Raw genomic sequence first — 21,900 nt, 5'->3', positions numbered from 1 at the left:
ATTCCAGCATTCAAACAAGCGTATGTTTTTTCGTTGACAGAGGCCCGACTCAGCCCATACCCTCGCCAAACTTCAAGCCGGCAGGACTAACGCGACGTGGGTAGCATCTATCTCATTCGACACGGCCAGGCCTCTTTCGGTGCCGACGACTATGACGTCCTGTCACCGCTCGGCGTACGCCAGGCCGAAGTCCTCGGCGATCACCTTGCCGAACTCGGAATCCGCTTCGATCGCTGTGTCAGCGGCAGTCTACGGCGTCAGCAACATACTGCCAGTGCCGCCTTGCAACGCAGTGTTGCGGCAGGCCTGACGGCCCCCGAGCTGGAAATCGATGCAGCCTTCAACGAATTCGATGCCGAGTCGGTCATTCATGGCCTGCTCCCCGCCATGCTGCCGGACGAGCCCGACGCACTGACCATCCTCGGCAACCCGAAGGAGCATCGCGCCGCCTTTCAACACCTGTTCGCCCGCATCATCGACCGCTGGGTGACCGGCCAGTACGACCAGCCCAACCATGAAACCTGGCAGGGCTTCGTCGACACCGTGCGCGGCGGCCTTGAACGCCTGCTGACGCAGGCGGCGCGGGGTGACAGGATTGCCGTGTTCACTTCCGGTGGCACCATTACCGCCCTGCTGCATCTGGTCACCGGTATGCCGGCAGGCAGTGCGTTCGACATGAACTGGCAGATCGTCAACACTTCACTCTCGCGCCTGCAGTTTCGCGGCAGCGAGGTGACCCTGGCTTCCTTCAACAGCCGTGTGCATCTGGAGCTGTTGAAGGCCCCGGAACTCATCACCTATCGCTGAGTACCGGATAACAAGCGACCCGCAAGGTCGCCAGAACCCTTGATAAAAAGGACAGAAACATGAGCTCCGTTGCCGAAATCATCAGCACCATGCAATCCAAGTTCAACGCCAGCGCCGCCGCCGGCCTGGATCTGGTCTTCCAGTTCAACATCGAAGACGGCGACAACTACGCGCTGATCGTCAAGGACGGCACCTGCGACGTACAGCAGGGCGACAACCCGAACGCCAACGTCACCCTGATCATGGACAGCGCTACTCTCGAAGGCATCGCCACTGGCGAAACCGACGGCATGCAGGCTTTCATGGGCGGCAAACTGCGCGCTGAAGGCGACATGATGCTGGCCATGAAACTGGCCGAGCTGTTCCCGGTATAAGCCTTTCGGGCACTGCCGCGCAGTTGAAAAAACCGGAGTCGCGAGGCTCCGGTTTTTTTTCGCCGCCAGGGTAATCAGAACTCGTGATCCACAACTAACAGCCAGATCTATAACGCTGTGCTTTGCTTGTTAGGCCCAAGCCAGCAACATTAGATTAGCCAATAATTGATGCCCCCCATCATAAGTAGAAGGGATAAGAATGACGCTGACAGACCAGTCCACCGGCATCCGCGAAGGCGAAGAACTCGATGTCGCGCAGATCGACCCGTACCTGAAAGCGCATATTCCGGGACTGACCGGCGAACCGCGTATCAGCCAGTTCCCGGGCGGAGCCTCGAACCTCACCTACCTGCTGGAATACCCGGATCACGAATTTGTCCTGCGCCGCCCACCGTTCGGCCACAAGGCCAAGTCCGCCCACGACATGGGCCGCGAGTTCCGCATCCTCAACCAGCTCAATGCCGGTTTTCCCTACTGCCCCAAGGCCTACGTGCACTGCACCGACGAATCGGTGATCGGCGCCGAGTTCTACGTGATGCAACGGGTCAAGGGCATCATTCTGCGCAGCGACATGCCGGCCGAACTGAACTTCAGCGCCGAGCAGACCCGCGAGCTGTGCAAGAGCTTCGTCGACAAGATGGTCGAACTGCACAACGTCGACTACCAGGCTTGCGGCCTCGGCGACCTGGGCAAGCCGGAAGGCTATGTGAAGCGCCAAATCGAAGGTTGGAGCGACCGCTACGAGAAGGCCCTGACGCCCGACGCGCCGACCTGGGAACCGGTCAAGGCGTGGCTGCGCGAGAAGATGCCGGCTGACCACCACAAGCCGGGCATCGTGCACAACGACTACCGCTTCGACAACGTGCTGCTCGACCCCAACAACCCGATGCAGATCATCGGTGTGCTGGACTGGGAGCTGACCACCATCGGCGATCCGTTGATGGACCTGGGCAACACCCTCGCCTACTGGATCGAAGCCGACGACCCACAGCCCATGCAGCTGATGCGCCGCCAGCCAAGCAACGCCCCGGGCATGCTGACCCGCCAGGAATTCGTCGACTATTACGCCGAGCGCGCTGGCATCCGCATCGAAAACTTCGACTTCTACTACGTGTACGGCCTGTTCCGCCTGGCCGGCATCGTGCAACAGATTTACTACCGCTTCTTCCACGGCCAGACCAAGGACAAGCGCTTCGCCCAGTTCATCATGATGAACAAGCTGCTGGAGCAGGCGGCTCTGCAGGTCATCGGCAAATCCACCCTCTAACCCGGCTCAGACAAGGTAACCAGCATGTCCAAGACCCACCTGTTCGACCTCGACGGCAAGATCGCTTTCGTTTCCGGCGCCAGCCGCGGCATCGGCGAAGCCATCGCCAAGCTGCTGGCCCAGCAAGGCGCCCATGTGATCGTGTCGAGCCGCAAGATCGACGATTGCCAGAAAGTCGCCGACGCCATCATCGCCGACGGCGGCCAGGCCACCGCCTTCGCCTGCCACATTGGTGAGATGGAGCAGATCCAGAACGTCTTCGCCTTCATTCGCGAAAAGTTTGGTCGCCTGGACATCCTGGTCAACAACGCCGCCACCAACCCGCAGTTCTGTAACGTGCTGGACACCGACCTGGGCGCCTTCCAGAAGACCGTCGACGTCAACATTCGCGGCTACTACTTCATGTCCATCGAAGGCGGCAAGCTGATGAAGGCCAACGGTGGCGGCTCGATCATCAACGTGGCTTCGATCAATGGCGTATCGCCGGGCGAATTCCAGGGCATCTACTCGGTGACCAAAGCCGCCGTGATCAGCATGACCAAGGTCTTCGCCAAGGAGTGCGCGCAGTTCGGCATCCGCTGCAACGCCCTGCTGCCGGGCCTGACCGACACCAAGTTCGCCTCGGCGCTGGTGAAGAACGACGCCATCCGCAACGTTGCCCTGCAGCGCATCCCGCTCAAGCGCGTGGCCGAGCCGAGCGAAATGGCCGGTACCGTGCTGTACCTGGCCAGCGACGCCTCCAGTTACACCACTGGCGTGGCGCTGAACGTCGACGGCGGCTTCCTCTCCTGAGGACTCGCTACGCATGAGAAAGGGGCCTGCGGGCCCCTTTCTTTTTGCTCAGGCGCAGCACTAAAGCCCCATCTGCTTACTGATGATCTCGTTCATGATCTCCCGCGAGCCGCCGCCGATGGAGAGGATGCGGTTGTCGCGGTACAGGCGCTCCACCAGCGACTCACGCATATAGCCCATGCCGCCGAGCAGCTGCACCGCATCATAGGTAATGCGATCGGCCACATCGGTGGCGAAGTTCTTGGCCATGGAGATTTCCTTGATCACGCTTTTGCCGGCCGCCATCTTGGCCGCCTGGCGATAGGTGAATTCGCGGGAGACTTCCAACTGGGTGGCCATTTCGGCCAGACGGTGCTTGAGCACCTGGAACTTGCCGATCGGCTTGCCGAACGCCTCCCGCTCTCGCGCCCAGGTCATGGCCTCCTCCAGCGCCAGCTGGGAAGTCATATTGGCCATCAGCGCCAGGCTCAGGCGCTCACTCTGGAAATTGGCCATGATGCAGGCGAAGCCCATGTTCTCAGCGCCAATCAGGTTCTCGACCGGCACCCGGCAGTCGTCGAAAAACAGCTCGGCGGTGTCCGAGGCCCACCAGCCCATCTTCTTCAGCGAGCGACCGACGCTGAAGCCCGGCGTGCCCTTTTCGATCAACAGCAGGCTGACGCCACCAAAACCTTCGCCGCCGGTGCGCACCGCCACGGTGTAGTAGTCGGCACGCACGCCACTGGTGATGAATGTCTTGCTGCCTGTGACCCGATAGTGGTCACCGTCGCGCACCGCGCGGGTTTTCAGATTGGCGACGTCGGAGCCACCGGATGGCTCGGTCACCGCCAGCGCCATGATCTTCTCGCCACTCAGCACCTGCGGTACTACGCGCTCTCGCAGCGCTGGCTTGGCCCACTTGAGCACCGGCGGCAACCCGATGTCCAGCGACCCCAGGCCCGCGACCAGGCCACCTGAACCCGAGCGCATCAGCTCTTCGCTGGCGACGACTTTGGCGAACAGATCACCTTCATGACTACCGCCATACTGCTCCGGGTAACCGATGCCGAGGATGCCGGCCTCGCCTGCCTTGCGGTACAGCTCACGGGGAAAGCTCTCAGCCTCCTCCCAGTCAGCGATATGCGGCAGGATTTCGCGCTCGACGAAACGGCGTACCGAGTCGCGCACCAGTTGGTGGGATTCGTCAAAGTATTCTTGGAAAGCAGACATGCGGGTGGCTCCCGTTTTTGTTTCCGCCACCCTAACCGAGCGCTTGCTTGGTTTTCAAGTCATGGTTTCTTCGACACCAGCAACTCCCGCATCACGCGGATCTGCATGTCATAGGCTGGTTTCTCCACCGCCTCGAAATCGCGGGTGTAGCGTTGAGCAAAGCCGGTCGAACCCCACACGCGGTATTGCTGGGCGTGCCACAGCTCATGCGCCCACAGCCCGGTGTCGCGCTCGGCAGCCTCCTGGCTGCGGAACACCACCACGTCGACCAGGGTTACCGCCTTGATGTCCGGGTTCTGCAGCATGGCGCTGGCCACGTCCAGTTCGTCGAGGGCACCGACGCGAAAGCGAACCGTGTCGAGCAGATCGCTGTCGTAGTAGGGTGCCAGACGGGCGCGAACCTCCAGCGGCATCGGCAGGGTGCCTGCCATCAGTGCCGAATCGCGGGACTGCAAAATCCAGCGCTCCAAGGCCATGGAAGCCGAGCCCAAAACCTGTTCGCGAACATGCGCCAAGTCAGGCACACACAAGCAGTTGGTGAAGCAAATCTCCACCTGCCCCGCTGGGCAGGCGGCACTTGCGCCGAGCGGCACGGACAGGACGAAGAGCAACGCGGCGCGACGAAAAAAGACAGAGGTCACGGAGCTTCCAGGGAGAGGTTTGGGGGGCAACGGCAGCCATCATGGCAGCAGGTGGCGGCCAAGACTATGACCGCCGAAGAGGCCTGATTATCCCAATACGCGGGCCCGATTGCGCACGCAATCTAGAGCAGCCTTGAAGCAGCTATCTGGAGATTCGCGCCAACCGGATACCGCCACACGCACAACACGTATCCAGCCTGGCTCTTTCGATGATGCACAGCTGACCTGCCAGGCAGCGACTAGCGCGTGTGCCATCCAGGAGATGAAGATGCCAAGGTAGACGCGTGACGGAACAATCAACCGGAAATCGGCCGACGCCCGGCTAGGGCGTGGGCCAGGGTACCGCCATCGACCAGCTCCAGCTCGCCACCCAGGGGTACGCCATGGGCGATACGCGACAGCACGATGCCTTTGCCACTGAGCATCTGTGCGATGTAATGGGCCGTGGCCTCACCTTCCACGGTCGGGTTGGTGGCGAGGATCACTTCACTGAACTGGCTGGCACCGATATGCGCCAGCAACTCGGGAATGCCAATGGCCTCAGGCCCCAAGCCGTCGAGTGGCGACAGATGCCCTTTGAGCACGAAGTAGCGCCCGCGATAGCCGGTCTGCTCCACCGCAAACACGTCCAGCGGCCCCTCGACCACGCACAGTAGCGAATCGTCGCGGCGCGGATCGCTGCACTGCGGGCACAACTCGTCCTCGCTCAGGGTACGGCACTGTTTGCAATGCCCAACCCCCTCCATCGCCGCAGCCAGGGCCTGCGACAGACGCATGCCGCCACTGCGGTCGCGCTCCAGCAACTGCAAGGCCATGCGCTGCGCCGTCTTCTGCCCGACACCGGGAAGAACACGCAGCGAATCGATCAGTTGGCGGATCAGCGGGCTGAAGCTCATGGAGGTACTACCAGATACACGCTTTTAGGGGGGCATCTCGGTGCAAGTGCCGATCAGACGCTGTGCAGAGCAAGGCTCGTGACGGCACGGGCACCGGAGTTTACTAACCGTAAATGAGGGTGCCCGGGCCGTCACGCAACACAGCTATGCGCAGTGGCTGGGCGGCACGAATCCTCAGAAGGGCATTTTGAAACCGGGGGGGAGCTGCATACCTGCAGTCATGCCGGACATCTTCTCCTGGCTGTTCTGCTCGACCTTGCGCACGGCATCGTTCACCGCCGCAGCGATCAGGTCTTCCAGCACTTCCTTGTCTTCCTGCATCAGGCTGTCATCCAGAGTGATGCGCTTGACGTCGTGGCGACCAGTCATCACCACGCTCACCAGGCCAGCGCCGGACTGGCCGGTGACTTCGGCGTTGGCCAGCTCTTCCTGCATCTTCTGCATTTTTTCCTGCATCTGCTGGGCCTGTTTCATCAGGCCTGCCATGCCACCTTTCATCATGACGATGTTCCTCAGCTATATGACTCAGGGAGTCAGGGGTTCGATGGAGTCGGCGCGGACAGTGGCGCCAAACTGTTGAATCATCTGCTGCACCAGCGGGTCGTTGTGGATCGACTGCTCGGCCTGATGCTGGCGCTCGGCACGCTTGCGCGCAGCGGCCTGGGCGGGGGTTTCCTGCTCAGGACGAATCAGCTCGATACGCAGCTTCAGACTACGTCCCAGATGCTGGTTCAGCGCCTCGTTCAGGCGGCGCTGCTGAGTGGCATTGAACAGCGCGCTGTGCGCCGGATCCAGATGCAGCAGCCAGTCGTCGCCGTGGGTCTCGATCAGCGTACAGTTGGCGCCGATGCTGCCGGTCATCCCGGACAGGCCCAGGCGCGGGAACAGGTCCAGCCACTCGGCGGCCAGGCCGGTAGCGGGTTGTGCGGCCGGCAGCGGCTCAGCCACCACGGCCTCGGGCTGGGCCGGAGCATCGAAATCGTAATCGAGGCTGTCGGCATCGGCCTCGTAGTAGTCGTAGTCGCCGGGTGGTGGCTCGTCGTCATCGCCCTCCTCGGCCGCAGCCACGGCGGGAGTTTGAACAGCCGGAGTCGCAGGAGCTGGGTCGGCCGGCACGTCGGCAACGGCAGGGGCCACAGCAGGCGGCTCGGCAAGCTGTGCAACGGGCTCGGCGACCTGCACCGGTTGCTGCGGCGCAGGCGCCTCCCAGGGCAGATCGACCGGCTGTGCGGCGTCGGCCACAGGCACGACAGACGCGATGACCGGCTCAGCAGCGGGAACCTCGGCAATGGCTGCGAGCGGCGCAACGGCCTCATGGGCCGGAACCGGAGCTGGAGCTGGAGCTGGAGCTGGAGCTGGAGCTGGAGCTGGAGCCGCCACAGGCTGGGGTGCCGACGTGGCTGGCGCAACAGCTGGAGCAACCGGAGCAACGATAGCGGCCGGCGCAGCCATGGGGGCCACACCGGCCACCGGGGTCTGGCTGGAATCAGCGGTGGCCTTGCTGATCCCCAGATCCTTTAGCGGCGACCTGGGTGAGCCTTCGGCATCGGCCGGCCGGAACGCCAGCATGCGCAGCAGCACCATCTCGAAGCCACCGCGCGGGTCCGGCGCCAGGGGCAAGTCACGGCGGCCGATCAGGCCCATCTGGTAGTAGAACTGCACATCTTCGGCCGGCAGCGCCTGAGCCAAGGCCAAAACCTTGTCGCGATCCCCCTGACCGTTGTCCACCGCCTCCGGCAGGGCCTGGGCAATGGCAACGCGATGCAAAACATTGAGTATCTCGGCCAGCACGCCACTCCAGTCCGGCCCCTGTTCGGCCAGATGGCGCACCGCTTCGAGCAACGCGCGGGCGTCTCCCTCCAGCAGCGCATGCAGCACGCCGTACACCTGGCCGTGATCGAGGGTGCCGAGCATGGCGCGCACATCAGCCGCGAGTACCTTGCCTTCACCGAAGGCAATGGCCTGGTCGGTCAGGCTCATGGCATCGCGCATCGAGCCATCAGCAGCACGACCGAGCTGCCACAGGGCGTCTTCCTCGAACGGCACGTTCTCGACAGTCAACACATGGGTCAGGTGCTCGACCACCCGCTCCGGCGGCATGTTCTTCAGGGAGAACTGCAGGCAGCGCGAGAGGATGGTCACCGGCAGCTTCTGCGGGTCGGTGGTGGCGAGCAGGAACTTGACGTGGGGCGGCGGCTCTTCGAGGGTCTTGAGCAGCGCGTTGAACGAGTGCGTGGAAAGCATGTGCACTTCGTCGATCAGGTAGACCTTGTAGCGACCGCGGGTCGGCGCGTACTGCACGTTCTCCAGCAGTTCGCGGGTGTCCTCGACCTTGGTGCGGCTCGCGGCGTCCACCTCGATCAGGTCGACGAAACGGCCCTCGTCGATCTCCCGGCACACCGAGCACTGGCCACAGGGGCTGGCGCTGATGCCAGTCTCGCAGTTCAAACACTTGGCAATGATTCGCGCGATGGTGGTCTTGCCCACGCCGCGCGTGCCGGTGAACAAATAGGCATGGTGCAGGCGCTGGCTGTCCAGCGCATTGATCAGGGCCTTGAGCACATGCGTCTGGCCAACCATCTCGCGAAAGCTGCGCGGGCGCCATTTGCGTGCAAGAACCTGATAACTCATGAAAAACCGTCGCGACTGAGGGTGGCGGAAGTGGCTAATCCTAGCGGAGCACCGGGTAAAATGCACTCGCCCATGTAAGCAGAAGGAAAACACGACGCTTCACAATGATCGCTCAGAACCACCCCGTTACGGGATGCCAGAAGAACAAAGTAGATGCTGTGTATCGCCTCATAAAGGCTCTCTGCGCCAGAGCCCTGACCCGCTGGCCCATTGCCAGGGCAAAGCCCGTATGATGACCGGCCGCACCTGCTTTTCGAGTTGCCATGCTGTCCACCGTCAAACGCTACCAGGCGCTGCTTTCCAGCACCCTGGCGCGCTACTTCCCCCGCACCAGCGAATACCTGCGCGCCGAGCGCGAAGCCGCGGCCCGGCTGCGCCAGCCACAACCGCGCGCCAAGCGCCCCGCCAACAGCAGCAAGACCAAGACCGGCGGACGCAAGCAGAAGGCCAGCGATGGCCCTGCCCCTGCCCCCATCGGTATCTATTCCAGCGCCCGCCTGAAGATCGACGAGAGCCAGATCGCTGCCATGCGCGAACGCGTTGCCGAGGCGGTAGCGGCCGGGCTGATCGGCGCGCCCTCCGACGAGCAGTGGGCGATGATCCTCTGCCGTGCGCCGCTGGCACGCATCTTCGCCGGCGCCGGCTCGGGCAAGTCCACCACCCTGCTGCTGCGCGTGGTGTTCATGCTCTGCCACCTGCGGATTCCAGCCACCAGCCTCACAGTGATCTCCTTCACCAACGCCTCCTGCGCTGAGCTGCGCGGGCAATTGCTGCGCCTGCTGGCCTTCTGGCAATTCCCCTTCGACGAGGGCCAGGCACGCCAGTGCGTGCGCACCTTCCATTCGGCCATGGCGCTGCAGGCCAAGGCGCTGCTGGCCACGCCGAACTGGTTTGAGCAGCTCGGCGGCACCAACACTGAGGAGCCGGATGCACCTAACGGTGGCCGCCTGCCCGCCGCCCAGCAGCGCCTGTTGCGCCAGGCCCATGACGAGCTGTACGCCAGCGATGCCACATTCCGCCAGCAGGTGCACGAACTGCTCGGCGTGGCCATGCCCAAGACCGTCGGCAAGCCACCGCAGGAAGGTTTGCGCCTGGCCGGCGAGCTGCGCGCGGCCCCGCTGTTTGAAGTGTTCTACCAGCAGGCCTGCTTCGCCGAGAGCCTCGGCCTGCGCCCGGATCAAATCGACGCCGCCACGCTGGACTGCGGGCCGCGCGAGCGCCTGTTCCTACAGGCACTCGCCCGCTTCTGGACGCGCTTTCAGACGGTATTGCAGGCGCAAGGCGTTACCACCTTCGATGCTGCTTTCCGCCAGCTCGGCGAGCGCCTGGCCAGCGCCGAGGAACTGCCAGCGGAGGCCATCGAGCCGCTGCGCCATCTGCTGATCGACGAGTTCCAGGACATCTCGCCGCAGATCGTCCATTGGTTGCAGGCCGTGCACCGCGCCCTGGCCGGGCGTGGCAAGGCGGTCAGCCTGATGGCCATAGGCGATGATTGGCAGTCGATCTATGGCTGGCGCGGCAGTTCGCCGGAGCTGTTCCTCGACTTCGACCGTCACTTCCCCAGCCGTGGCAAGGCCAAGAGCCAGGTGCTGATGTTGACCACCAATTTCCGCAGCATCGAGCCGATCCTGCGCGATGCCGAGGCGCTGCTGGAAGGCGTTGCCTGCAAACAGGCCAAGCGCAGCCAGGCGGTCAAGAAGGAGCAACCGGGCGACCACGGCGTGCGCCGCGTCGAGGGCTTCGACCTCAAGCGCCAACTGCCCGAGCTGCTGCAGGAAATCTCCACGCAGTGCGCGCATGTCGCCCAGCGCGGCAGTCGCGAGCGCAACCCGGTACTGCTGCTGGGCCGGCGCAACGATGCGCTCAAACAGGTGCAAGCCCAGCTGGGCCCAAGCCTGCCGGTGCGCGCCTACAGCATCCACCGCTCCAAGGGCCTGCAGGGCGAGGTGGCGATCATCCTCGACGATGGCGGCAGCTCCGAGTCGCACCCACTGCGCAACGCGCTGTATGCCCACTGCGGCCTGTTCCGCAACAGCTACGACCAGGCCATGCGCGACGAGAGCCTGCGCCTGGCCTACGTGGCAGCAACCCGTGGTGTCAGCCGGGTGATCTGGTTCGCCGGCAAACGTTAAGCGCGCAGGCATAAAAAAGGCCGCCCGAGGGCGGCCTTTTTGCGGTGCAATCGCTTATTCAGCCAGGCGCCAGGTGGTGCCGCCCTTGCCGTCTTCCAGCACCACACCCATGGCGGTTAGCTGGTCGCGGATACGGTCGGACTCGGCCCAGTTCTTGTCGGCGCGAGCCTGCAGGCGCGCGGCGATCAGAGCTTCGACCTCGGCGGCGTCGACCTTGCCGGCGGCGCCGGCCTGCAGGAACGCATCCGGCTCCAGCTGCAGCACGCCGAGTACGCCAGCCAGCTGCTTGAGCTGGGCGGCCAGGCCGGCGGCGGCCTGTTCATCCGACTCGCGCAGGCGGTTGACCTCGCGGATCATCTCGAACAGCACGGCGCAGGCTTCGGGGCTGTTGAAGTCGTCGTCCATGGCCGCGCCGAAGCGCTCGACGAAGGCTTCGCCGCCGGCCGGAGCCACTTGCGGCAGACCTTTCAGGCCGTTGTAGAAGCGTTCCAGAGCGCCCTTGGCTTCCTTGAGGCTGTCTTCGGAGTAGTTGATCGGGCTGCGGTAGTGGCTGGACACCAGCAGGTAGCGCACCACTTCCGGGTGGTACTTCTCCAACACCTCGCGGATGGTGAAGAAGTTGCCCAGGCTCTTGGACATCTTCTCGCCGTCCACGCGCACCGCGCCGGCGTGCATCCAGGCCTTGGCGTAGAGCTTGCCGGTGGCCGCCTCGCTCTGCGCGATCTCGTTCTCGTGGTGCGGGAACACCAGGTCCGGGCCGCCGCCGTGGATGTCGAAGGTCTCACCCAGGCAGCAGGTGGACATCACCGAGCACTCGATGTGCCAGCCCGGACGCCCGGCGCCCCAAGGGGATTCCCAACTCGGCTCGCCCGGCTTGGCGCCCTTCCACAGCACGAAATCCAGCGGGTCCTCCTTGATCTCGTCGACCTCGATGCGTGCGCCGATCTTCAGCTCGTCGATCTTGCGGCGGGACAGCTTGCCGTAGCCTTCGAACTTGGTGACGCGGTAGTACACATCGCCGTTGCCCGGAGCGTAGGCGTAACCCTTGTCGATCAGGGTCTGGATCATCGCGAACATGCCGGGGATGTGCCCGGTGGCGCGCGGCTCGATGTCCGGGCGCAGCACATTGAGACGACCTTCGTCCTCGTGCATGGCGGCGATCATGCGCTCGACCAGCGCCTCGAACGGCTCGCCGTTCTCCTGGGCGCGCTTGATGATCTTGTCGTCGATGTCGGTAATGTTGCGCACATAGGTCACGTCATAGCCGCGCTGGCGCAGCCAGCGGGTGACCACGTCGAACGCCACCATCACCCGGGCATGACCGATATGGCAGAAGTCGTACACGGTCATGCCGCATACGTACATACGCACGCTGTTGCCTTCCAGCGGCTGGAAGACGTCCTTGGTCTTGCTCAGGGTGTTGTAGATGGACAACGCCATGGATCAGGCTCCCCAGGAATCGCGCAGGGTGACGGTGCGGTTGAAGACTGGAGCGCCCGGCTTGGAGTCTTTCAGGTCGGCGACGAAGTAGCCCTCGCGCTCGAACTGGAAACGATCTTCAGCAGCGGCGTTGGCCAGCGACGGCTCGGCACGGCAACCTTGCAGAACCACCAGCGAATCCGGGTTGATGTTGTCGAGAAAGCTGCCGCCCTCCTCACTCTTCTCCGGGTTAGCGGAGCGGAACAGGCGGTCGTACAGGCGCACCTCGCACTCGACGCTCTCGGCGGCCGGCACCCAGTGGATCACGCCCTTGACCTTACGGCCCTCGGGGTTCTTGCCCAGGGTGTTCTCGTCATAGGAGCAGCGCAGCTCGACGATATTGCCGGCGGCGTCCTTGATCGCCTCGTCGGCGCGGATCACGTAGCTGCCACGCAGGCGCACTTCGCCGCCCGGGATCAGGCGCTTGAAGCCGTCCGGCGGGGTTTCCTCGAAGTCGCTGGCGTCGATGAGTATCTCACGGCTGAACGGCAGCACGCGCACGCCCATGTCCTGTTTGGGGTGGCGCGGCAGTTCGAGGTTCTCGACCTGGCCTTCCGGGTAGTTGGTGATCACCACTTTCAGTGGCTTGAGCACGCACATGGCACGCGCGGCGTTGGCGTCCAGGTCTTCGCGGATGGCGAATTCCAGCATGCCGATATCGACCACGCCGCCGGCACGGTTGACGCCGATCATGTCGCAGAAGGTGCGGATCGAGGCCGGGGTGTAGCCACGGCGACGGTAGCCGGACAGGGTCGACATTCGCGGATCATCCCAGCCGGCGACGTGCTGCTCATCGACAAGCTGCTTGAGCTTGCGCTTGCTGGTGATGGTGTAGTTCAGGTTCAGACGGGCGAATTCGTACTGACGCGGGGTCGCCGGCACCGGCAGATTGGCCAGGAACCACTCGTACAACGGGCGGTGATCCTCGAACTCCAGGGTGCAGATGGAGTGAGTAATGCCTTCGATGGCGTCCGACTGGCCGTGGGTGAAGTCGTAGCTCGGGTAGATGCACCACTTGTCGCCGGTCTGGTGGTGATGGGCGTGGCGGATGCGGTACAGAATCGGGTCGCGCAGGTTGATGTTCGGCGAGGCCATGTCGATCTTGGCGCGCAGTGAACGGGCGCCGTCCGGGAACTCGCCGGCCTTCATACGGGCGAACAGGTCGAGGTTCTCTTCCACCGAGCGCTCGCGGAACGGACTGTTCTTGCCCGGCTCGGTCAGGCTGCCGCGATAGGCGCGCATCTCTTCCGCGTTAAGGTCGCAGACGAAGGCCTTGCCGGCCTTGATCAGCTCGACGGCCCAGGCATGCAGTTGATCGAAATAATTGGAGGCGTAGCGCTCCTCGCCGGCCCATTTGAAGCCCAGCCATTCGACGTCGCTTTTGATCGCGTCGATGTATTCCTGGTCTTCCTTGGCCGGGTTGGTGTCGTCGAAACGCAGGTTGCACTCGCCGCCGAATTCCTGGGCCAGGCCGAAGTTCAGGCAGATGCTCTTGGCGTGGCCGATATGCAGGTAGCCGTTGGGCTCCGGCGGGAAGCGGGTGATGACTTTGGCGTGCTTGCCGCTGTCCAGGTCGGCCTGAACGATGGGACGCAGGAAGTTGGCGGCTTTTTCGACGGTGGGCTTGCTCATGATGTCCTTAAGCTAAAGGCGGCGACGGCCGAGACAGTAGGCCGGTCAAGACAAAGCCCGTATGATACCCAACCCGTCAACCCCCTGACAGCCGCAAAGCGACCGGGAGTGGCCTTTTGGCGCGAATGCGCCGCCGCCCTGCCCGCTTTGCCCGAAATTGAGAGCGCACCAGCCATGATCAAGCTGCACACCAACTACGGCGTCATCACCCTGGAACTGTTCGCCGACAAGGCCCCGGAAACCGCTGCCAACTTCGAGCAGTATGTACGTGACGGCCACTACAACGGCACTGTGTTCCACCGTGTGATCAGCAACTTCATGATCCAGGGCGGCGGTTTCGAGCCGGGCATGAAGCAGAAATCCACCCGTGCCCCGATCAAGAACGAAGCCAACAACGGTGTTTCCAACAAGGTCGGCACCGTCGCCATGGCCCGCACCATGGACCCGCACTCGGCCTCCGCGCAGTTCTTCATCAACGTCGCCGACAACGGCTTCCTCGACCACACCGCACCAACCATGCAGGGCTGGGGTTACGCCGTGTTCGGCCAGGTGACCGAGGGCATGGACGTGGTCGAGAAGATCAAGGGCGTGGCCACCACCATGAAGTCCGGTCACCAGGACGTGCCGGTGGATGACGTGATCATCGAGAAGGCCGAAATCGTCGAGTGATTCGATGATCCTGCTGATCTCCGATCTGCATCTGGAAGAAGAACGCCCGGACATTACCCGGGCGTTTCTGCATTTCCTGCAGACCCGCGCCCGTGAAGCCGAAGCCCTGTACATCCTGGGAGATTTCTTCGAGGCCTGGGTGGGTGATGATGGCATGTCAGCCTTCCAGCACGGCATCGCCCGCGCCCTACGCGCACTGAGCGATACCGGCACGCGCATCTTCCTGATGCACGGCAACCGCGACTTCATGATCGGCCGTGCCTTCTGCCGTGAGGCAGGTTGCACCCTGCTGAAAGACCCGAGCATCGTCAGTTTCAACGGCGAACCGGTGCTGCTGATGCATGGCGATAGCCTCTGTACCCTGGATGTGGGCTACATGAAGCTACGCCGCCTGCTGCGCAACCCGCTGAGCCTGTTCATCCTGCGCAACCTGCCACTGAGTGCTCGCCACAAGCTGGCACGCAAGCTGCGCAGCGAGAGCCGCACGCAGACCCGCATGAAGGCCAGCGACATCATCGACGTGACACCGGACGAAGTGGCACGGGTCATGGCCGAGCATAGTGTGCGCACGCTGATCCACGGCCACACCCACCGTCCTGCCATGCATGAGCTTGAAGTCAACGGCCAGCCGGCCAGGCGCATCGTGCTCGGCGACTGGGACCAGCAGGGCTGGGCCCTGCAAGTCGACGCATCAGGCTTGCACCAGGCGCCCTTCGCGCTCAGCTAGAGCTCCTTGACCACATCCAACCAATGCTGAATGTCTACCTCGTCGATCTGTTCTGGCCTGAGGAAGCGCTCACCATACTCGCGGTACACGCCGCTGATGAGGAACAGGCGGAACAACTCCACGTCGATGTGCTGATCGCGCGCCATGAAGCTGAGGATCTTCACTGACTCGGAGAGGGTCTTCGGTGCCTTGTAGGGGCGATCAGCAGCGGTCAGTGCCTCGAAAATGTCGGCAATGGCCATTACCCGCTCGGGAATGCTCATGTCTGCCGCACCGACGCGCCGCGGGTAGCCGGTACCGTCCATTTTCTCGTGGTGACTGCCGGCGATGGTCGGCACCCGTTTCAAGTGCTTGGGTAGCGGCAAGGTGCTGAGCATGATGATGGTCTGCACGATGTGCTCGTTGATCTTGAAGCGTTCCTCTTCACTCAGGGTGCCGCGGCGAATGCCGAGGTTGTACAGCTCACCGTAGTTATAGGCGTAGGCCGGCAGACGCATGTCGAAGCCCCACAGGTTACGTGGATCGTCCTTGACCACTGGTGGCTTGCGCTCGCCCCAGTGCACCAGGTGTTCCGGCCTATCAGCCAGCAACGGCTCTTCGACCGGTAACTGTACGTGCGGCACACCCTCGAAACGCTCGGCTTCGTCATGGGAGATGCCGATACGGTTGTCGAAATGGCGCATCCAGCGGCGCTGGGCAATGGCCTGCAAGCGCTCGACATCCTCGTCCTTCATGAACTCGCCGCCGACGTTGGCATTGGCGACAAAGGCGAACTCCTCCTGCAACTCCGCCCTGACCCGCTCCAGGGTCAGCTGCAGTGCCTCCTGATCACCCCCTGAAGCCAGGCCCTGCCAGTAGTGAACCTCGGCATCCCGCCAGAGTACCTCGAAGCGCATGCGCACCTCATGGATGCGGTTGTAGAGCGTCTCCAGCTTGGTCGCCTTATCGACCACGTATTCCGGACTGGTGACCTTGCCGCAGTCGTGCAGCCAGGCAGCGATACGAAACTCGTACAGCTCCACCTCATTCATATCGAAGTTGGCATAGGGGCCTTCGCGCTTGGCCACGACCTGTTCGAGCAGCATCTGCGCCAACTGCGGCACCCGCTCGCAATGTCCCCCGGTGTAGGGACTCTTGGCGTCGATAGCGTCGGCCAAGAGTTTGATGATGGCGTCCAGCAAGCGTTGCTGAGCCTCGATCAACTGGCGCGTTTCGATGGCCACGGCGGCGGCGCCGGACAACTCCTCGACGAAACGGCGGAACGGCTGGCGCACTTCGTCCAGCTCATGCTCTTCGTCCAGTTGCAGCACCAGGATACCGAGCAGTTCATGGCCTCGGTCATTGAGCGCCACCGCCATGCAGTGGCCGCGCAACTCCAACACCCTGGCGACTGCTGCGGCCAGGTCTTGATGACTGTCAGCAGCCAGCTGCAACTGCTGCGGATAACCCAGCCCATGGCACTCGGCAGCCAAACGCAGCACGCCGCTCTCGTCATCATGCAGATAGACGGCGCCGCCGGGCACCCCAGTGGCTTCGACCAGTTGCTCCAGCACCCCACCCAGCATGCTGTCCAGCCTGGTTTCACGGCTCAGGGTCAGAGTCATCGACTGGAAGTTACGGATGGTGCCGGACATTCGCGTCAGTACATGGCCAAGCTCACTGACCTCCCTGACCCGCGAGCGCACTCCGACTTCGTGACCGAAGTTGAAGTTGGCCAGGGCCTGCACCTGATCGGCCAGCATCCGCAGAGGCTGGCCAATGCGCTGTCCCAGCGCCCAGCCGATCAGCAGCAGTAAAGCAATCAGGGCCGCAGCCCAGAGCGTTTGCTCGAGCAACACCTTGCGAGCACCCGCCAAAAGCTCGGCAGCCGGGATGGCGATCAGCACATGCATATCTTGCTCGGCAAAGGTGGAAAGCGGCACACGCATGCCGTACCAGTCCTTACCGTCAGCCTGAAACAGCTGTGGTGCAGTCCCCAGGCCACGCTCACCAAACATCTGCGCAAGGCTGGGCACACCGAGCTCCTCAATCTTCGAGAGGCGTAAACCATCTCCCTCTTCGATGATCACCCGTTGCAAATCCGGATAAGCCACCACCGAGCCCTGGCCATCCACCACGGCGATTTCGGTACCCGGGGTCATGCGCAGATCCTGGGTTTCGCTGGCCAGATCATCAACAGCGGCATCCAGCCCCAGCACCGCAGCACCGTCGACCGCGCGCTGGGCCAACGTCAGACCGATCTGGCGCGTGGTGAAAAACACATACGGACTGGTCATCACCGTGGTGGCGCGCTGCATGGCACCAGAAAACCAGGGGCGAGTACGTGGGTCAAAGCGGTAATCAGGCTTGATCTCAGACTTGAGCAAGGCCAAGTCGCGGTCGTAGAAACGCCATTCACCCACATAGTTACCAGCATCAGCCAGGGTGATGCTCTGCACCATGAAAGCAGACCCTTTGGGCGCGGCAAAACGCTCACGCAGCTTGTCATCACGCATGCGCCGCACCAGCAGGAACTCGCCATTGGGATAGCCCACGTACGCCGCACTGAGCATTTTGTTCGCAACCAACCCTTCCACCAGCAGCGGTAAGCGCTCCAGACGCTGTGGCAAATTGTCAGCCGCCGAAACGGGATCATAGGCCAACAGGCGGATCGAACTCTGCGCCGGATCTATCAGCCGCCTGGCCCGCTCATTGACTGATTGGCTGAGCTGCTTCGCTGAATCACCAGCCGCTGCCACCAGAGCCTGTTGAACCCCCCGATAGCCCTGCCAGGCCAGTGCACCGCCAAGGGACAGGGTGCTGACCATGATCGCCAGGGCGATCAGCAACTGCAGGGGGATGCCACGTCGCTCTGCCATCATGGTGTGCCACTCCTTTTGCTCACGTCATAACGATAGCCAGTGCGCAAAAACTCTTGTTCAAGATGGGCCGGCATGTGCGTACGCACCAAGCCCGCCAGGCTTCCATCCAGGCGCATAGCCTCGATGAGACGAAGCCATTCAGCCGCCTGGGCTGAGTTGAAGGAGCGCCGCGACAGCATCAGCCCCGCCCCCAGGGACGGCCCTGGATTTAGATCGAGGATACGAAAATCAAGACGTTCCTCAGCCGGAATCAGTTGTGCCAGGTTGATATCGTGACTGATCAGCGCCTGCACCTCGTTGCGCCGTAATGCGGCATAACGTTCGGCATCGCTGGCGAAGGCATGAACCCGCCCCATGCCGGCCAGCATGCGCACGCCCCCTTCAAAATACGGGCCTCGCCAGTAACCGGGGATGACTCCGAGACGTAGTTCCGGGATGGCCTGAAAGTCGGCAAAACGGCTGATCTTCGGTGCCAGCTCAGCACGCACGATCAGCTTGTTGCGGTAATAGATGGTCGGGACGAAGTAACTGAAACGCTGCCGCTCATTATTGGGAATACCACTGGGCAGCATATCCAGAGTGCCCTCTGCAAGACGCTTCCACACTTCACCCCGCGGCACAATCTGGGCATCGAATTGGCAACCGGTACGCTGCCGAAACTCCGCAACCAGGCCAGGATCGAACCCCTGGCCATCACGGTACACCATGCTATTGAGCAGCCAGGCCAGGCGAATCGGCCGTTCACAACCGTAACGCTGAGCGGCGTCATTGGCCTGAGCACTCCCCAGCGCCCCGACCAAAAGCATGCCCACCAGCCAGCGCGGGCAACGCAGATAGGACCAGATCATTCCATGTGCTCCAGCCGATAAACCTGCCAAGAAGGCAGCGACAGCACATCAGTGTAATAGCCGCTGGCTAATCTGCCGGGCGATTCAAGGCGGATTCGGGCTTTCTCCGCACATAATCAGGGCTATGTGATCTGGCAAAGGGCCGATCTACGCCAGTGTTGAGCTAAGGCCTCGCCAGTGTTTCCCGCGCCAATTAGAGCGACTGAAACACCAGTGCCTTGAGCCCGGCCTCGGAGTCGATATCGGCGAACTCGGGGGGATTATCCAGACGTTCGACGAAGCGCAGCTGCGGCGCCTCGCGGGCCATTTCCTCAATCAGGAACGCCGGGCCGATGGCCGGGTCGTTGACACAGGCCAGCACGCTGCCCTGCTCATTTAGCAATTCCGGCAGACGGCGCAGGACCTTGGCGTAATCCTGAGTCAGCACGAAGCTGCCCTTCTGAAAGCTCGGCGGATCGATGATCACCAGGTCATAGGGCCCGCCCCGCTTCACCTTGCCCCAGCTCTTGAACAGTTCATGGCCGAGAAATTCCACCCGACCAAGGTCGTGACCGTTCAGGCGGTGGTTGTCGCGACCACGGCTCAGCGCGGCGCGCGCCATATCCAGGTTGACCACCTTGTGTGCACCACCGGCCAGCGCCGCCACGGAGAACCCGCAGGTGTAGGCGAAGAGGTTGAGCACGCGCTGCCCCGCCGCATGCTCACGCACCCAGTCGCGCCCCAGGCGCATGTCGAGGAACAGGCCGCTGTTCTGCTTGCGGCCAAAATCGAGCTGATAGCGCAGGCCGCTCTCGACGATCTGCCAACTCTCGATGGGCTCGCCCACCAGGTAATCGGTGCCACTGTCCGGGCGATAGCGATGCTGCAACAGCAGGTACCGGGCGCCACTGGCCTGCCACACATCAGTCACCGCCAGGCGCAGCAGCATGGCCTGCACTGCCGCCAGATCCTGCGGCTCGCGAAACAGAGTGACCAGCACCACGCCCGACAGCCAGTCCACGGTCACCTGCTCCAGTCCCGGCCATTGCCGGCCACGCCCGTGGAACAGGCGGCGGGCCTCCTGCGGCGGCGCCTGCAGGCTCGCCGTCAGGTGCTGGAACAGGGTCTCGAGGGCAGCGGGGGTCATGGGGGCAACCGTAGCAAAAAGGGGCAGGCATTCTACCCGGCGCAAAAAAAAACGGCCCATCGCCGGGAGGACGTGGGCCGCAAAGCACTAAAGGTCGTACGTGGTACCCCGCGGGCAGCGGATGAGGGAATCGCCGCCGCGGGGCATCGGCAACTGGCAGGACGACCGGCCCACCAGCGCGCAGGCTCAGATGTGAGCGTCCTGGTATTCCTTCTCGGCCAGGTCGAAACGTTGCTGCATGTTCAGGCTCGGCGCATTGCCGATACGGCTGAACACCAGGATGGCGATGGTCGCGAGAATGAAGCCCGGGATGATTTCGTACAGACCCAGACCGATCCAGTTCTTCCACACCACCACGGTCACGGCACCGACGATCATGCCGGCCAGGGCGCCGTTGCGGGTCATACCCTTCCACAGCACGGACAGCAGTACGACAGGACCGAAGGCGGCACCGAAACCAGCCCAGGCATAGGACACCAGGCCCAGCACACGGTTGTTCGGATCAGCGGCCAGGGCGATGGCGACCAGGGCCACCAGCAGCACCATGGCGCGACCGACCCAGACGAGTTCGGTCTGCGAAGCGCCCTTGCGCAGGAAGGCCTTGTAGAAGTCCTCGGTCAGTGCACTGGAGCACACCAGCAGCTGGCAGCTGAGGGTGGACATCACCGCGGCCAGGATGGCGGACAGCAGGATGCCGGCAATCCACGGGTTGAACAGGATCTTCGACAGCTCGATGAACACGCGCTCCGGGTTCTCTCCGACCGGGCCAGCCAGGTCCGGGTTGGCGGAGAAGTAGGCGATACCGAAGAAGCCGACGGCCACGGCACCCGCCAGGGTCAGGATCATCCAGGTCATGGAGATGCGACGGGCAGCCGGGATCGACTTGACCGAATCAGCAGCCATGAAACGCGCCAGGATGTGCGGCTGGCCGAAGTAGCCCAGGCCCCAGGCCATCAGCGAGATCACGCCGATGAAGGTGGCGCCCTTGAGCATGTCGAAGTGGCTCGGGTCGACGGCCTCGATGGCAGTCATGGCCGGATCGAAACCACCGGTGCCGATCAGCACGAAGACCGGGGTCAGGATCAGGGCGAAGATCATCAGGGTGGCCTGCACGGTGTCGGTCCAGCTCACCGCCAGGAAGCCACCAATGAAGGTGTAGGCGATGGTGGCGGCAGCGCCGGCCCACAAGGCGGTACCGTAGCTCATGCCGAAGGTGCTTTCGAACAGGCGGGCACCGGCCACCACGCCGGAGGCGCAGTAGATGGTGAAGAACACCAGGATCACCACGGCAGAGAAGATGCGCAGGATGCGGCTGTTGTCTTCGAAGCGGTTGGTGAAGTAGTCCGGCAGCGTCAGGGCATTGCCGTTGTGCTCGGTTTGCACGCGCAGGCGGCCGGCGACGAACAACCAGTTGAGGTAGGCACCGATCACCAGACCGATGGCAATCCAGCTCTCGGAAATACCGGCGACGAAGATGGCGCCCGGCAGGCCCATCAGCAGCCAGCCGCTCATGTCGGAAGCGCCGGCGGACAGGGCGGTCACGAAGCTACCGAGGCTACGGCCACCGAGGATGTAGTCGGACAGGTTCTTGGTACGCAGGTAGGCGATGAGACCGATCAGCACCATCGCGGCGATATACACCACGAAGGTAATCAGCATGGGGGTACTGGCTGTCATGGGAGGATGCCCTCTCGTTTGTTGTTATGCGCCACGGGGATGACCCGCGACTGGGTTGGCAAATCGCCCGCTCGTGGCGGACGCTGGAAATCCCCGGCCGTTCGGCTGGGGCTATGAAGACTGACGCTCGCA

At 63.0% G+C, this 21,900-nt stretch carries 18 protein-coding genes; 7 read left to right on the top strand and 11 right to left on the bottom strand.

What is annotated here, in order from left to right; translation table 11 throughout:
* The first annotated feature begins 96 nt into the window (after positions 1-96).
* The 4 genes from P7A97_RS16655 (at position 97) to P7A97_RS16640 (ending at position 3,240) form a co-directional block, all read left to right on the top strand.
* On the top strand, positions 97-807 hold the full coding sequence (locus P7A97_RS16655) for a histidine phosphatase family protein (protein ID WP_277691185.1): 711 nt from the start codon (positions 97-99) through the stop codon (positions 805-807).
* 59 nt (positions 808-866) lie between these two features.
* A complete protein-coding gene (locus P7A97_RS16650; protein WP_277691184.1) occupies positions 867-1,181 on the top strand; it encodes an SCP2 sterol-binding domain-containing protein in 315 nt (104 codons plus the stop codon).
* 199 nt (positions 1,182-1,380) lie between these two features.
* The gene (locus tag P7A97_RS16645; RefSeq protein WP_277691182.1) at positions 1,381-2,448 is read left to right on the top strand and encodes a phosphotransferase family protein; all 1,068 of its coding nucleotides are present in this window, start codon (positions 1,381-1,383) and stop codon (positions 2,446-2,448) included.
* Positions 2,449-2,472: 24 nt separating this feature from the next.
* Positions 2,473-3,240, top strand: coding sequence for an SDR family oxidoreductase (locus tag P7A97_RS16640; protein ID WP_277691181.1), 768 nt, complete (start codon positions 2,473-2,475; stop codon positions 3,238-3,240).
* Positions 3,241-3,300: 60 nt separating this feature from the next.
* Here the strand turns inward: P7A97_RS16640 and P7A97_RS16635 are convergent, their stop codons facing one another.
* The 5 genes from P7A97_RS16635 to dnaX form a co-directional block, all read right to left on the bottom strand.
* Positions 3,301-4,449 carry an acyl-CoA dehydrogenase family protein gene (locus P7A97_RS16635; RefSeq protein WP_277691179.1) on the bottom strand — a complete coding sequence of 383 codons (1,149 nt, stop codon included), beginning with the start codon at positions 4,447-4,449 and terminating at the stop codon, positions 3,301-3,303.
* Positions 4,450-4,508: 59 nt separating this feature from the next.
* A complete protein-coding gene (locus P7A97_RS16630) occupies positions 4,509-5,090 on the bottom strand; it encodes a DUF4157 domain-containing protein (protein WP_277691178.1) in 582 nt (193 codons plus the stop codon).
* Positions 5,091-5,386: 296 nt separating this feature from the next.
* The gene (gene recR, locus P7A97_RS16625; protein WP_277691177.1) at positions 5,387-5,986 is read right to left on the bottom strand and encodes a recombination mediator RecR; all 600 of its coding nucleotides are present in this window, start codon (positions 5,984-5,986) and stop codon (positions 5,387-5,389) included.
* A 174-nt stretch (positions 5,987-6,160) separates the two neighbouring features.
* The gene (locus P7A97_RS16620; protein WP_003460931.1) at positions 6,161-6,487 is read right to left on the bottom strand and encodes a YbaB/EbfC family nucleoid-associated protein; all 327 of its coding nucleotides are present in this window, start codon (positions 6,485-6,487) and stop codon (positions 6,161-6,163) included.
* A 24-nt stretch (positions 6,488-6,511) separates the two neighbouring features.
* Entirely contained in the window at positions 6,512-8,617 is a 2,106-nt protein-coding gene (gene dnaX / locus P7A97_RS16615) for a DNA polymerase III subunit gamma/tau (RefSeq protein WP_277691168.1), read from the bottom strand.
* 263 nt (positions 8,618-8,880) lie between these two features.
* Between dnaX and P7A97_RS16610 the strand changes: the two genes are divergently transcribed.
* On the top strand, positions 8,881-10,749 hold the full coding sequence (locus tag P7A97_RS16610) for a UvrD-helicase domain-containing protein (protein WP_277691167.1): 1,869 nt from the start codon (positions 8,881-8,883) through the stop codon (positions 10,747-10,749).
* 54 nt (positions 10,750-10,803) lie between these two features.
* Here the strand turns inward: P7A97_RS16610 and cysS are convergent, their stop codons facing one another.
* Together cysS and P7A97_RS16600 are read right to left on the bottom strand one after the other, a co-directional pair.
* Entirely contained in the window at positions 10,804-12,189 is a 1,386-nt protein-coding gene (gene cysS / locus P7A97_RS16605; protein WP_277691165.1) for a cysteine--tRNA ligase, read from the bottom strand.
* A gap of 3 nt (positions 12,190-12,192) precedes the next feature.
* Positions 12,193-13,860, bottom strand: a complete 1,668-nt coding sequence (locus P7A97_RS16600; RefSeq protein WP_277691164.1) for a glutamine--tRNA ligase/YqeY domain fusion protein — start codon at positions 13,858-13,860, stop codon at positions 12,193-12,195.
* Positions 13,861-14,034: 174 nt separating this feature from the next.
* Between P7A97_RS16600 and P7A97_RS16595 the strand changes: the two genes are divergently transcribed.
* Complete coding sequence (locus tag P7A97_RS16595; protein WP_277691163.1) at positions 14,035-14,529, top strand: peptidylprolyl isomerase; 495 nt, start codon at positions 14,035-14,037, stop codon at positions 14,527-14,529.
* A gap of 4 nt (positions 14,530-14,533) precedes the next feature.
* Entirely contained in the window at positions 14,534-15,256 is a 723-nt protein-coding gene (gene lpxH, locus P7A97_RS16590) for a UDP-2,3-diacylglucosamine diphosphatase (RefSeq protein ID WP_277691161.1), read from the top strand.
* On the opposite strand, the gene P7A97_RS16585 is transcribed toward lpxH, so the two are convergent.
* The 4 genes from P7A97_RS16585 to putP all read right to left on the bottom strand — a co-directional run bounded on the left by P7A97_RS16585 (position 15,253) and on the right by putP (position 21,768).
* A complete protein-coding gene (locus P7A97_RS16585; protein WP_277691160.1) occupies positions 15,253-18,117 on the bottom strand; it encodes an HD domain-containing phosphohydrolase in 2,865 nt (954 codons plus the stop codon). The genes lpxH and P7A97_RS16585 overlap by 4 nt on opposite strands.
* Positions 18,114-18,965 carry a transporter substrate-binding domain-containing protein gene (locus P7A97_RS16580; RefSeq protein WP_277691158.1) on the bottom strand — a complete coding sequence of 284 codons (852 nt, stop codon included), beginning with the start codon at positions 18,963-18,965 and terminating at the stop codon, positions 18,114-18,116. Before P7A97_RS16580 ends, P7A97_RS16585 begins: the two co-directional genes overlap by 4 nt.
* A 193-nt stretch (positions 18,966-19,158) precedes the next feature.
* Positions 19,159-20,091: a class I SAM-dependent methyltransferase gene (locus P7A97_RS16575; RefSeq protein ID WP_277691157.1), complete on the bottom strand. Its 933-nt coding sequence runs from the start codon at positions 20,089-20,091 to the stop codon at positions 19,159-19,161.
* Between the two features lie 186 nt (positions 20,092-20,277).
* Complete coding sequence (gene putP / locus P7A97_RS16570) at positions 20,278-21,768, bottom strand: sodium/proline symporter PutP (protein ID WP_277691155.1); 1,491 nt, start codon at positions 21,766-21,768, stop codon at positions 20,278-20,280.
* Positions 21,769-21,900: the final 132 nt, after the last annotated feature.

The sequence above is a fragment of the Pseudomonas sp. GOM6 genome, assembly GCF_029537485.1.
Lineage (GTDB): Bacteria > Pseudomonadota > Gammaproteobacteria > Pseudomonadales > Pseudomonadaceae > Aquipseudomonas.
Note: the sequence above shows the minus strand (reverse complement) of the source record. Positions and strands in the feature narration are given on the sequence as shown.

Excerpts from the sequence above, each read along its gene's own strand:
- P7A97_RS16650 (WP_277691184.1), top strand. The coding sequence starts at position 867 with ATGAGCTCCGTTGCCGAAATCATCAGCACCATGCAATCCAAGTTCAAC.
- P7A97_RS16645 (WP_277691182.1), top strand. The coding sequence starts at position 1,381 with ATGACGCTGACAGACCAGTCCACCGGCATCCGCGAAGGCGAAGAACTC.
- P7A97_RS16640 (WP_277691181.1), top strand. The coding sequence starts at position 2,473 with ATGTCCAAGACCCACCTGTTCGACCTCGACGGCAAGATCGCTTTCGTT.
- P7A97_RS16635 (WP_277691179.1), bottom strand. The coding sequence starts at position 4,449 with ATGTCTGCTTTCCAAGAATACTTTGACGAATCCCACCAACTGGTGCGC.
- recR (WP_277691177.1), bottom strand. The coding sequence starts at position 5,986 with ATGAGCTTCAGCCCGCTGATCCGCCAACTGATCGATTCGCTGCGTGTT.
- P7A97_RS16620 (WP_003460931.1), bottom strand. The coding sequence starts at position 6,487 with ATGATGAAAGGTGGCATGGCAGGCCTGATGAAACAGGCCCAGCAGATG.
- dnaX (WP_277691168.1), bottom strand. The coding sequence starts at position 8,617 with ATGAGTTATCAGGTTCTTGCACGCAAATGGCGCCCGCGCAGCTTTCGC.
- P7A97_RS16610 (WP_277691167.1), top strand. The coding sequence starts at position 8,881 with ATGCTGTCCACCGTCAAACGCTACCAGGCGCTGCTTTCCAGCACCCTG.
- cysS (WP_277691165.1), bottom strand. The coding sequence starts at position 12,189 with ATGGCGTTGTCCATCTACAACACCCTGAGCAAGACCAAGGACGTCTTC.
- P7A97_RS16600 (WP_277691164.1), bottom strand. The coding sequence starts at position 13,860 with ATGAGCAAGCCCACCGTCGAAAAAGCCGCCAACTTCCTGCGTCCCATC.
- P7A97_RS16595 (WP_277691163.1), top strand. The coding sequence starts at position 14,035 with ATGATCAAGCTGCACACCAACTACGGCGTCATCACCCTGGAACTGTTC.
- lpxH (WP_277691161.1), top strand. The coding sequence starts at position 14,534 with ATGATCCTGCTGATCTCCGATCTGCATCTGGAAGAAGAACGCCCGGAC.
- P7A97_RS16585 (WP_277691160.1), bottom strand. The coding sequence starts at position 18,117 with ATGATGGCAGAGCGACGTGGCATCCCCCTGCAGTTGCTGATCGCCCTG.
- P7A97_RS16580 (WP_277691158.1), bottom strand. The coding sequence starts at position 18,965 with ATGATCTGGTCCTATCTGCGTTGCCCGCGCTGGCTGGTGGGCATGCTT.
- P7A97_RS16575 (WP_277691157.1), bottom strand. The coding sequence starts at position 20,091 with ATGACCCCCGCTGCCCTCGAGACCCTGTTCCAGCACCTGACGGCGAGC.
- putP (WP_277691155.1), bottom strand. The coding sequence starts at position 21,768 with ATGACAGCCAGTACCCCCATGCTGATTACCTTCGTGGTGTATATCGCC.